This window comes from Pantoea sp. JGM49 (assembly GCF_018257655.1).
Classification (GTDB): Bacteria; Pseudomonadota; Gammaproteobacteria; order Enterobacterales; family Enterobacteriaceae; genus Pantoea; species Pantoea communis.
In genome coordinates, this window is sequence record NZ_JAERJM010000010.1 from 130,925 (window position 1) to 143,255 (window position 12,331).

9 protein-coding genes are annotated in these 12,331 nt (G+C 54.6%); 5 read left to right on the forward strand and 4 right to left on the reverse strand.

What is annotated here, in order from left to right:
* Nucleotides 1–110: 110 nt before the first annotated feature.
* From cra to ilvI, 3 genes are all read right to left on the reverse strand, one after another.
* The gene (gene cra, locus JK231_RS17630) at nucleotides 111–1,121 is read right to left on the reverse strand and encodes a catabolite repressor/activator (RefSeq protein WP_097118335.1); all 1,011 of its coding nucleotides are present in this window, start codon (nucleotides 1,119–1,121) and stop codon (nucleotides 111–113) included.
* Between the two features lie 198 nt (nucleotides 1,122–1,319).
* Nucleotides 1,320–1,811 carry an acetolactate synthase small subunit gene (gene ilvN, locus JK231_RS17635; RefSeq protein WP_211729140.1) on the reverse strand — a complete coding sequence of 164 codons (492 nt, stop codon included), beginning with the start codon at nucleotides 1,809–1,811 and terminating at the stop codon, nucleotides 1,320–1,322.
* Between the two features lie 2 nt (nucleotides 1,812–1,813).
* Entirely contained in the window at nucleotides 1,814–3,538 is a 1,725-nt protein-coding gene (gene ilvI / locus JK231_RS17640; RefSeq protein ID WP_034825999.1) for an acetolactate synthase 3 large subunit, read from the reverse strand.
* Between the two features lie 915 nt (nucleotides 3,539–4,453).
* Here ilvI and leuA point away from each other — a divergent pair.
* From leuA to leuD, 4 genes are read left to right on the forward strand one after another with little or no spacing between them, the layout of a single operon-like run.
* Nucleotides 4,454–6,016 carry a 2-isopropylmalate synthase gene (leuA, locus tag JK231_RS17650; protein WP_211729141.1) on the forward strand — a complete coding sequence of 521 codons (1,563 nt, stop codon included), beginning with the start codon at nucleotides 4,454–4,456 and terminating at the stop codon, nucleotides 6,014–6,016.
* A 2-nt stretch (nucleotides 6,017–6,018) separates the two neighbouring features.
* The gene (leuB, locus tag JK231_RS17655) at nucleotides 6,019–7,110 is read left to right on the forward strand and encodes a 3-isopropylmalate dehydrogenase (protein ID WP_058960908.1); all 1,092 of its coding nucleotides are present in this window, start codon (nucleotides 6,019–6,021) and stop codon (nucleotides 7,108–7,110) included.
* A 4-nt stretch (nucleotides 7,111–7,114) separates the two neighbouring features.
* Complete coding sequence (leuC, locus tag JK231_RS17660) at nucleotides 7,115–8,521, forward strand: 3-isopropylmalate dehydratase large subunit (protein WP_034826009.1); 1,407 nt, start codon at nucleotides 7,115–7,117, stop codon at nucleotides 8,519–8,521.
* A gap of 3 nt (nucleotides 8,522–8,524) precedes the next feature.
* A complete protein-coding gene (leuD, locus tag JK231_RS17665) occupies nucleotides 8,525–9,130 on the forward strand; it encodes a 3-isopropylmalate dehydratase small subunit (protein WP_211729142.1) in 606 nt (201 codons plus the stop codon).
* Nucleotides 9,131–9,213: 83 nt separating this feature from the next.
* Here the strand turns inward: leuD and JK231_RS17670 are convergent, their stop codons facing one another.
* Nucleotides 9,214–10,395, reverse strand: a complete 1,182-nt coding sequence (locus JK231_RS17670) for an MFS transporter (RefSeq protein WP_211729143.1) — start codon at nucleotides 10,393–10,395, stop codon at nucleotides 9,214–9,216.
* Between the two features lie 253 nt (nucleotides 10,396–10,648).
* Here JK231_RS17670 and sgrR point away from each other — a divergent pair, with 253 nt between their 5' ends.
* Nucleotides 10,649–12,310, forward strand: a complete 1,662-nt coding sequence (sgrR, locus tag JK231_RS17675; protein ID WP_211729144.1) for an HTH-type transcriptional regulator SgrR — start codon at nucleotides 10,649–10,651, stop codon at nucleotides 12,308–12,310.
* Nucleotides 12,311–12,331: the final 21 nt, after the last annotated feature.

A 12,331-nucleotide genomic window follows, 5' to 3' on the forward strand; every position in this document is an offset into this window, starting at 1 on the left:
CAGTTAATTCGTTAGGGAAAGTGGTGACTATTTACGCTTTTTTACCCCAGTCCTATGGCAGAAAAATATCTGGATGATTAATAAGTGCGGGCAGCGATCTGCCCGCGATTTCATTTAGTGCGGCGACTTAACTGACCACGGCGGAATAAATTGCGGCGAATACGGGTTAATCCCGGCTTCGGTTTGCGCGGTTCATCCAGCGAGGCCAAAACTAATTCCAGCACGCGCTCGGCGACATCGCGATGTCGCTGCCCCACCGCCAGTACCGGGCACTCTAAAAAGTCCAGTAATTCGTGGTCGCCAAAGGTGGCGATAGCCAGGTCAGTGGGCAGGCGGCCATCCCGCTTTAGGGTAATGTCCATCACGCCCTGAAGCAGACCGAATGAGGTGGTAAACAACGCATCCGGCATCGGATGATCTTCGAGATATTTCTCGAATAGTGTGGCAGCCGCAGTGCGATCAAAGCTGTTGCAGTAGAGGTAATCCACCGTGCGTTCATCGTCTTTCCACGCATCGCGAAAGCCCATTTCACGCAGGAAACTGACTGAAAGCTCAGGCAAGGCCCCAAGGAACAGCACATTTTTCACCGGAAGCTGACGCAATTCAGCCGCCAGCGCATGCGCATCGTCCTGATCGGCACCGACCACACTGGTGAAGTGTTCACGATCCAGCGCACGGTCCAGCGCGATAATCGGCAGCGGATCGTTGATCCAGCGCTGATAAAACGGGTGTTCTGGCGGCAACGAGGTCGAAACGATGATCGCATCCACCTGGCGCTGCAGCAGATGTTCAATACAGCGCATCTCATTGTCAGGCTGATCTTCCGAGCAGGCAATCAGCAGCTGATAGCCACGTTGGCGTGCCTGGCGCTCCAGATAATTGGCAATGCGCGTGTAACTGGTGTTCTCAAGATCCGGGATCACCAGACCAATTGAACGCGTACGTCCGGCGCGCAGGCCTGCCGCAACAGCATTGGGGTGATAATTATGTTCACGCACCACCGCCATCACTTTTTCGACGGTTTTGTCGCTGACACGATACTGCCGCGCTTTGCCATTGATAACGTAGCTGGCCGTGGTGCGCGACACGCCCGCCAGGCGCGCAATTTCATCCAGTTTCACGATGACACCTTAGTTCTGATAAGCCAGGGCTGGGCAAATGTCCGCAGAGTAGCTATGGGTAAAACATTTGTAACATCTAACCGCAGAACACTACGCTGAGCAACCGCTTTTATCGGGCAGCACTCACAAGCGCATTAAATAAAAAAAACCCGGCATTACGCCGGGTTAGCTTGGAAGCAGGATGATAACTCTGCGGAATTAACGCATCACACGATCGCCACGTGACACGCCCACAATCCCTGATCGCGCCACTTCAACGATCACAGCAACATCGCGTACCGTGTTGAGGAAGGCGTCGAGTTTATCGCTGGTGCCTGCCAGCTGAACCGTGTACAGCGTTGGCGTCACATCGATAATCTGGCCACGGAAAATTTCCGCGCTGCGCTTCACTTCTTCACGGCCATACCCGCTTGCCTGAATCTTCACCAGCATGATTTCACGTTCAACGTAAGCACCCTGCCCCAGCTCGCTGACACGTAACACGTCCACCAGCTTGTGCAGTTGCTTCTCAATCTGCTCCAGTACTTTTTCATCGCCGACCGTCTGAATGGTCATGCGTGACAGCGTTGGATCATCGGTCGGCGCAACGGTCAGACTTTCGATGTTGTAGCCGCGCTGTGAGAACAAGCCCACCACGCGAGACAATGCGCCGGATTCATTTTCCAGCAGTACCGATAACACACGACGCATAATTAAGTCCTCTCCGTTTTGCTCAGCCACATCTCATCCATCGAACCGCCGCGAATCTGCATCGGGTAAACGTGCTCGCTGCCGTCGATATTCACATCAACAAACACCAGACGCCCTTTCGCCAGGGTATCCAATGCCAGCTGCAGCTTCTCTTCCAGCTCAGCGGGGTGCGCGATGGAAATACCCACGTGTCCGTAGGCTTCGGCTAAACGCACAAAGTCAGGCAGCGATTGCATGTAGGATTGCGAGTGGCGGCCGGAATAAATCATATCCTGCCACTGTTTCACCATACCGAGGAAACCGTTGTTGAGGTTCAGCACCAGCACCGGTAAATCGTACTGCAGTGCCGTCGACAGTTCCTGGATGTTCATCTGAATACTGCCATCACCGGTCACGCAGATGACGGTTTCATCCGGCAGCGCCATTTTCACCCCCAGCGCAGCCGGTAAGCCGAAGCCCATGGTGCCAAGGCCACCGGAGTTGATCCAGCGACGCGGCTTATCAAACTGATAATAGAGCGCGGCGAACATCTGATGCTGGCCGACATCAGAGGTAACGTACGCATCCCCCTTAGTCAGACGCCAGATGGTTTCGATCACCGCCTGCGGTTTGATCTTGTCGCTGGTGCGATCAAATTCAAGGCACTTACGGCTACGCCAGCCATCAATGGTCTGCCACCAGTCGCGCAGGCTATCCAGCTCTTGCTTCGCATCGCTTTGCGCCAGCAGTTCCAGCATCTGCGACAACGTCTGCTTCGCATCACCGACAATCGGGATATCGGCGCTGACGGTCTTGGAAATCGAGGTCGGATCGACGTCGATATGCATGATGGTGGCGTTCGGGCAATATTTCGCCAGGTTGTTGGTAGTACGGTCATCGAAGCGCACACCAATGCCGAAAATCAAATCGGCATTGTGCATGGTCATATTGGCTTCGTAAGTACCGTGCATACCCAGCATGCCTACACTCTGGCGATGCGTGCCAGGGAACACGCCGAGGCCCATCAGTGACATGGTGACCGGAATATTCAGCTGTTCAGCTAACTGCAGCAGCTCCGCCTCACAGCCGGACATAATCGCACCGCCACCGGCATAAATCACCGGCTTATGCGCGGCCAGTAGCGTTTGCAGTGCACGCTTAATCTGTCCTTTATGCCCCTGAATCGTCGGGTTATAAGAGCGCATGCTGACCGACTCAGGATAGACGTACGGCAGTTTGTTCGCTGGGTTAAGAATGTCTTTTGGCAGGTCGATCACCACCGGGCCTGGGCGGCCGCTTGCTGCCAGCCAGAAGGCTTTTTTCAGCACGGTTGGGATCTCTTCGGCGTTTTTCACCAGGAAGCTGTGTTTGACCACCGGACGGGAAATCCCGACCATGTCGCACTCCTGGAACGCATCGTAGCCGATCAGTGAAGACGGCACCTGACCCGACAGAATCACCATCGGAATCGAATCCATATAGGCCGTCGCAATACCGGTAATGGCATTGGTGGCGCCTGGACCTGAGGTGACCAGCACCACGCCGACTTCGCCGGTCGCGCGTGCCAGACCATCTGCCATATGCACAGCGCCTTGCTCGTGACGCACTAATACGTGGTCAATACCACCGACCGTTTGCAGCGCATCGTAAATGTCGAGCACTGCTCCGCCCGGATAGCCGAATACCTGCTTAACGCCCTGATCGATTAACGAACGGACGACCATTTCGGCTCCTGACAACATCTCCATTTTCTGCCTCCAGGCTTGAGGAACCGGATCCCGTGACGCGCATTGCCCCTGCGCCACTGGCACCCAGCCCCGTATTCGCCAGTTAAGATCAAAACCTTATGTTTATGCTCAGATGACAGAATTCATTTCTGCCTTCCAGGTACAGGGAATCTACTTGAGTTGATTCTTTTAAGAGTAGGTCGATTACCATAACCGCAGAAAACCCGGCCTGCAAACGACAGGAGGCTGCGACAGGCTTATTTCGGCACAAAAGGCACTGACACGTGATAATCGCTCGCGAGGATTAAACTAATGCCATCCCACAACCACAGATGAAAATGCTGGTTTCATGATTATTTGCAGCGTGTTCTAAGAAATATGATTTTCATATTGCCTGGCCGGTTAGCCCACAATTTTTCCTGAATATTACTTTCTGGCGTGATTAACTTCAAAATCCGCTTCTTGCATGACATTGTGCTAAGCTACCCGCCAAATCTTGTTTTTAAAATTGTGCCAAAAATCAGATTAAATACATTAAATTCAACAACTTAAAATTAATTCGTTTTTATAAAAAATTTTTTAGGCTGTTTAAGCCATTATGCATGCAGCTAATTAATGCCAAAGCTCTGTATAGCGGGATATTCGCAGCAGATCGCCCTTAAAGGACAAAAGAAATACCCTTTCACTTAGGGTTGACTTCCCACAGTAATCCCAGTATCAATATGTGCAGCACAAAATTTACGAGGTTTGATTCATGTTCCATTCTTTCCGCCTACTCGGTCTACTACTAAACGCATTCAGTTTGCGCGGTAGACTTGTGGGTGGAATCAATCACTGATTCGAACCTGAAGAAGTTTAAAGAACCCGCGCCGATGCGCGGGTTTTTTTATGCTCGTTACACCGGCGAAGTTGAGTTAAAGCAAAAGGAAGATGACCATGAGCCAGCAAGTTATTATTTTCGATACCACTCTGCGCGACGGCGAGCAGGCATTACAGGCCAGCCTGAGTGTTAAAGAAAAACTGCAGATCGCCCTGGCGCTGGAGCGTATGGGCGTGGATGTAATGGAAGTCGGTTTCCCTATCTCTTCGCCTGGCGATTTCGAATCGGTGCAAACCATCGCGCGCTCGGTGAAAAACAGCCGCGTTGCTGCCCTGGCTCGCTGCGTGGATAAGGATATTGATGCCGCCTACGAGGCTTTGCGTGTGGCTGAAGCATTCCGCATTCATACTTTCCTCGCCACTTCGCCAATGCATATCGCCACCAAATTGCGCAGTACCTTGCCAGATGTGATTGACCGCGCAGTAGCCTCGATTAAACGTGCGCGCAACTACACCGATGACGTTGAGTTCTCTTGCGAAGACGGTGGCCGTACGCCGATCGACGATCTGTGCCGCGTAGTGGAAGCCGCGATCAACGCCGGCGCGACCACCATCAACATCCCGGATACGGTTGGTTACACCTTGCCGCACGAGTACGCCAACATCTTCAGCCAGTTGCGCGAACGCGTACCGAACATCGATAAAGCTATCTTGTCTGTTCACACCCATGATGATTTGGGCATGGCAACCGGCAATGCCGTAGCAGCGGTGTTAGCAGGTGCGCGTCAGGTTGAAGGCACCATCAATGGCCTGGGCGAACGTGCCGGTAACTGTGCGTTGGAAGAAGTGATTATGGCGATTAAAACCCGTCAGCAGATCATGAACCTGCGCACCAATATCCATCATCAGGAAATCTACCGCACCAGCCAGTTGATCAGCCAAATCTGCAACATGCCGATTCCAGCCAACAAAGCGATTGTGGGTACGGGTGCGTTTGCTCACTCCTCTGGTATTCACCAGGATGGCGTGTTGAAGAACCGCGAAAACTACGAAATCCTGACGCCAGAATCGATCGGCTTACACAAAATTCAGTTGAACCTGACTTCACGTTCAGGCCGTGCTGCGGTGAAACATCGCATGGAAGAGATGGGTTACAAAGATTCCGACTACAACGTCGATGCTCTGTACGATGCCTTCCTGAAGCTGGCCGACAAGAAAGGCCAGGTATTTGATTACGATTTGGAAGCGCTGGCGTTCATCAACAAACAGAATGAAGAGCCAGAATATTTCCAGCTGAACGAATTTAATGTACAGACCGGTTCCAGCGTCACTGCCACCGCGTCGGTGCAGTTGGGCTGTGGCGAAGAGACCAAAGCCGATGCCGCGACCGGTAACGGCCCGGTGGATGCCGTATATCAGGCCATCAACCGCATCACCGGCTTTGAAGCAGAATTGGTGAACTACAAGTTGACCGCGAAAGGCCACGGCGAGAACGCGCTGGGCCAGGTTGATATCGTGGTGAACTACAACGGTCGTAAATTCCATGGCGTTGGCCTGGCGACCGATATCGTCGAATCTTCTGCTAAAGCGATGGTGAACGCCCTGAACAACATCTGGCGCGCCAAACAGGTAGAAAAAGAATTGCAGCGTAAATTTAAAGATCAGAAGGAAACGGTGTAACTATGACTCAGTCTTATCATATTGCGGTAATGCCAGGCGACGGAATCGGCCCGGAAGTGATGGCGCAGGCTATCAAGGTTCTCGACGCAATTCGCGCGCGCTTCGACATGCGTATCACCACCAGCGAATATGATGTTGGCGGTATCGCCATCGATCGTCACGGTGAACCGCTGCCCCCTGCCACCGTTGCCGGTGCAGAGCAAGCGAATGCGATTCTGTTCGGCTCTGTCGGTGGTCCAAAATGGGAACACCTGCCGCCAGCGGGCCAGCCTGAGCGTGGTGCACTGTTGCCACTGCGTAAGCACTTCAAGTTGTTCAGCAACCTGCGCCCCGCTTCCTTATATAAAGGCCTGGAAGCGTTTTGCCCACTGCGCAGCGACATCGCCGCACGCGGTTTCGACATCCTGTGCGTGCGTGAATTAACCGGCGGCATCTACTTTGGTCAGCCGAAAGGGCGCGAAGGTAGCGGTCCACATGAGCGTGCATTTGATACCGAGGTGTATCACCGTTTCGAGATCGAGCGTATTGCACGCAACGCCTTTGAAGCCGCACGCAAGCGTCGTAACAAAGTGACGTCAGTGGATAAAGCCAACGTGCTGCAGACCTCAGTGATGTGGCGTGAAATCGTTAATGAAGTGGCAAAAGATTACCCGGATGTGCAGTTGAGCCACATGTACATCGATAATGCCACCATGCAGTTGATTAAAGATCCATCACAGTTTGACGTGCTGCTCTGTTCTAACCTGTTCGGTGACATCCTGTCAGACGAATGCGCGATGATCACCGGTTCCATGGGCATGCTGCCTTCTGCCAGCATGAATGAAGAAGGTTTCGGTCTGTATGAGCCTGCGGGCGGTTCTGCGCCCGATATCGCCGGTCAGAACATTGCCAACCCAATTGCTCAGATTCTCTCGTTGTCTCTGCTGTTGCGCTTCAGCCTGAATGCCGCTGAAGCTGCAGACAGTATCGAGCGTGCGGTCAGCCGTGCGCTGGAAGCGGGCCATCGTACCCGCGATTTAGCCGGTAACGGCCCAGCTGTGAGCACAGATGAAATGGGCAGCATCATTGCCGGTTTCATCGCTGAGGAAAAATAATAAAATGAAAAGCTTATACCAGAAGTTATTTGATGCACATGTCGTCCACGAAGCACCAAACGAAACCCCGTTACTGTACATCGATCGCCATCTGATCCATGAAGTGACGTCACCGCAGGCCTTCGATGGCCTGCGCGCTCACGGCCGCAAAGTGCGCCAGCCGTCGAAGACGTTCGCCACCATGGACCACAACGTTTCTACCCAGACCAAAGACATTAACGCGTCGGGTGAGATGGCGCGTATTCAGATGCAAGAGCTGATCAAGAACTGTGCTGAGTTCGGCATTCAGCTGTATGACCTGAATCACCCGTTCCAGGGTATCGTGCACGTGATCGGGCCTGAACAAGGGATGACGCTGCCAGGCATGACCATCGTCTGCGGCGATTCCCACACCGCGACCCACGGCGCCTTCGGTTCGCTGGCATTCGGTATCGGCACCTCCGAAGTTGAGCATGTGTTTGCCACGCAGACCCTGAAACAGGGCCGTGCAAAAACCATGAAAATTGAAGTGCTGGGCGAAGCGGCGCCGGGCATTACGGCGAAAGATATCGTGTTGGCGATTATTGGTAAAACCGGCAGCGCCGGCGGTACTGGTCACGTGGTGGAGTTCTGTGGCCCGGCGATTGAAGCGCTGAGCATGGAAGGCCGTATGACGTTGTGCAACATGGCGATTGAGATGGGTGCCAAAGCGGGCCTGGTCGCGCCGGATGACACCACTTTCGCTTACCTGAAAGACAAGCAGTTCGCACCGAAGGGCGAGCAGTGGGATGAAGCCGTCGCTTACTGGCGTACGATGAAGTCCGACAGCGATGCCAAATTCGACACCATTGTCACCCTGAACGCGGCCGATATCGCGCCGCAGGTGACCTGGGGCACCAACCCAGGCCAGGTGATGGCGGTGGATCAGGCGATCCCAAATCCTCAGTCCTTTGCCGATCCGGTTGAGCGTGCTTCTGCCGAGAAAGCGTTGGCTTACATGGATTTGCAGCCGGGTATTAAACTGACTGAAGTCGCTATCGACAAAGTCTTTATCGGTTCCTGCACCAACTCACGTATTGAAGACCTGCGTGCTGCCGCTGCTATCGCCAAAGGCCGCAAAGTGGCGCCGGGCGTGGTGGCCATGGTAGTACCGGGTTCAGGTCCGGTTAAAGCCCAGGCGGAAGCAGAAGGTCTGGATAAGATTTTCCTCGAAGCGGGTTTTGAATGGCGTCTGCCGGGCTGCTCCATGTGTCTGGCGATGAACAATGACCGTCTGAACCCAGGCGAGCGTTGTGCCTCCACCAGTAACCGTAACTTTGAAGGTCGTCAGGGCCGTGGCGGTCGCACTCACTTAGTGAGCCCGGCGATGGCTGCAGCGGCGGCAGTAACCGGTCGTTTTGCCGACATTCGTGAATTGACTCAGGGAGCTTAAGCCATGGCGAACAAATTTACCCAACACACCGGAATTGTGGCGCCACTGGATGCGGCGAACGTCGATACCGATGCCATCATTCCAAAACAGTTCCTGCAGAAAGTGACGCGCACCGGTTTTGGCGCGCACCTGTTCCACGACTGGCGCTTCGAAGATGATGCGGGCACCGTGCCTACCCCAAGTTTCGTGCTGAACAAGCCGGAATTTAAAGGCACCAGCATCTTGCTGGCGCGTGAAAACTTTGGCTGCGGCTCATCACGTGAGCACGCCCCATGGGCCCTGACCGATTTCGGTTTCCACGTGGTGATTGCACCCAGCTTCGCGGATATTTTCTATGGCAACAGCTTTAACAACCAGCTGCTGCCGGTGAAGTTGAGCGATGAAGAAGTGGATGAGATGTTCAAACTGGTGGCCGCGCAGCCAGGCGTGACCTTTACCGTGGATCTGGAAGCCCAGACCGTCACGGCCGGTGATAAGTCTTACAGCTTTGAAATCGACAGCTTCCGCCGTCACTGCATGATTAACGGTCTCGACAGCATTGGTTTAACGCTGCAACACGAAGCGTCCATCTCCAACTACGAGACCACTCAGCCAGCATTCCTGCGTTAATGCCCTATTCGGTGCGTTTGAATGCGCACCGAATAGAGACGCACTGGATGTTTATAAAGTCGCCTTTGCGGGCGACTTTTTATTTATTGGGCATCACGCACGCGCGACGCCAGCCCCAACGCCACCACCGCCATCGCTAATGCCAGCCAGTACACCGACTCATGGCCAAAGCGCTCGCTCAGCGTGCCCTGTATCAATCCTGCAATAATCAAACCGGTCGATATCGAGGTGGTAAACATCGTGGTCGCTGCGCCCGCGCGTCCCGGCATCAAATCCTGGAACCACAGCATGCCAATTCCCGCGACGATGCCGATAAACGCCGCGTTGAACAGCTGAAGCACCATCAATGCCATGCGCGACTGGAACAACACCAGTCCGAGATAGAACAGGATTGCCGCCACCAGCGCTAACAGCACCAACTTGCGCTTACCAAAGCGCTTGGCGTAGTGTCCAGCCAGCAGCATGATGGGAATTTCCAATCCTGCGGCCGTCCCCATTAGTAAGCCCGCCAGTTTTTCCGGCAGCCCCAACGTGGAGCTGATATACAGCGGCATATCGATGATATACATGGTGTTGCACGCCCACATCACCACCGAGGCGATAAACAGCACTCGCACCTGGCTATCTTTCCACGGACTGAGCTGGGTCAGCACCTGCTCTGGCGTCGCGGCCACGCGCGGCACTGAAGGCAGAGTGCGCCAAATCAGCAGCATACTGAGCAGGAAAATCGCCGCCGCCACGCAGAACAGCGTCACGAAGCCATAGTTAAGCGCTAAGGCGAACGACAGCGGCGGGCCAATCACCCATGCCAGCGACAGTTGCGCACGCATCACCGAGCTGAACATCACCACTTCACGCGCCGACTGATCCGCATACTCGCGTGCCAGCGCAAAGATCTGCGGAATCGCCACGCTGGCCAGCGCTGACAGCAACACGCCCACACTGATCAACGTCAGGTACTGACGATTAAAGGCGAATAGCAGCGCATTCAGTACCGCCATCAGGCAGCAAAACAGGATCAGATTGCGACGATCGCCGCGATTGTCCGAGCGCTTCGCCATCAGCAGGCTAATCACAATCCCGGCAATCGCGTTGATGGTAAAAAATAGCCCGACCCAAAACGGTCGCACCTGCACTTCGCGCGTCAAAAACAGACTCAGCGTGGGTGCCTGCAACGCACCGGCGACACCGGTCATAAACGACACCGCCATAAAAGAGAGATAAACCGGATTGATACGACGCTGGCGCGTTAACAGCGATTTCATGCAGAAATCCCTTTGCGGAGAAATGAGGCTAAGACAAAGAGGGTAGAAGATTTCACAGCAAAACGAAAAAAGCCAGCAGAGAAAACGCTGCTGGCGGTGAAATGCACCCTACTCAGAAAAGGCTCCACGTCGGTGGAACCGCTGGCAGAGCGCCATTCATTGCTGAATGCCTCCCGCTCTTCCATTGCCTGGCAGTATGCCTCTAATATGAGGCAGGAAAAACTGAGCGATTCTGAGAAGGAGTTCCCCTTTTATGTCCTCTGCGCGACTGCAACAGCAGTTCATCCGCCTGTGGCAAAGCTGCCAGGGGCTGGATCAGGAAACCACCTTAAGCGATCTGGCTGAACGACTGCACTGCTCGCGGCGCCATATGCGTAACCTGCTGAATGCCATGCAGGATGCGGGCTGGCTGATTTGGCAGGCAGAAGCCGGGCGCGGTAAGCGTTCGACCCTGAGCTTCAATTACACCGGCCTGGCACTCCAGCAGCAGCGCGCCGAAGATCTACTGGAGCAGGACCGCATAGAGCAGTTGGTGCAACTGGTGGGCGATAAGAATCAGGTGCGGCAGATGATTGCGGCGCATCTCGGGCGCAGTTTCCGCCAGGGCAAGCACATCCTGCGCGTGCTCTATTACCGTCCGCTGCCCAATCTGCTGCCGGGCTCGCCGCTGCGTCGTTCGGAAACCCATCTGGCGCGACAAATCTTTAACGGCCTGACGCGAATAAATGAGGAAAAGGGGGAAATCGAAGCGGATATCGCCCATCACTGGCAACAAACCTCCCCACTCCACTGGCGCTTCTTTTTACGACCCGCGATTCGCTTCCATCACGGACGTGAACTGGAGATGGAAGACATCATCGCTTCACTGGAACGTGTACGCAGTCAGCCGCTGTTCTCGCATATCGACAAACTGCACTCTCCCGCGCCCTGGACGCTGGATATTCATCTGTCACAGCCCGATAGCTGGTTGCCTTGGCTGCTGGCCAGCGTCAGCGCGATGATCCTGCCCCGCGAATGGCCGACGTTGCGCCATTTTGCCCGTCAACCCATCGGCACCGGTCCTTACAGCGTGGTACGCAACCAGCAGACGCAGCTGAAAATCGCCGCCTTTGATGACTATTTTGGCTATCGCGCGCTGATTGATGACGTGTCGATTTGGGTGCTGCCGGAAATCAGCGACGAGCTGGTGTATGCCGGCGTGAAGCTGCAGGGGGAAACCGCCGATGAGAAATCCGAAGAGAGCCGTCTGGAAGAAGGTTGCTATTTCCTGCTGTTCGACCAGCGCTCAGAGCGTGGTAAGGATGCCCATTTTCGACGCTGGGTGAGCTATCTGCTTAACCCGATTGCCCTGCTCAACCATGCGGGTGTGGGCTATCAGCGCTACTGGTTCCCTGCATACGGTTTCTTACCGCGCTGGCATCATCGCCGCGATCTCACCCCAGCCGAAAAGCCCGATGGACTCACGCAACTGACCATCAGCTGGTACAGCCATCATGTTGAGCATGAAGGGATTGCTAACGCCCTGCGCCCGCTGCTGGCTGAACAGGGCGTTGAGCTGATCACGCGCGAGCTGAGCTACGAAGAGTGGTTCGAAGGTGAAGGAGAGAGTGACATCTGGCTCGGCAGTGTGAACTTCACGCTGCCACTGGAGTACGCGCTGTTTGCCCAACTCTACGAGCTGCCGCTAATGCACCACTGCGTCCCGATTAACTGGCATGCCGATGCGGAGCAGTGGCGGCAAAAAAACTTATCCTTAGCCGATTGGAGTAAGCAGTTGGTGAACAGCGACTTTGTTCATCCGCTCTTCCATCACTGGTTACTGCTGGAAGGCCAGCGCAGTATGCGCGGTGTGCGGCTCAATACGCTCGGCTGGTTTGACTTCAAATCGGCCTGGTTTGCACCACCGGAGCTGTGACACTTTCGCGCTGTCACAGAA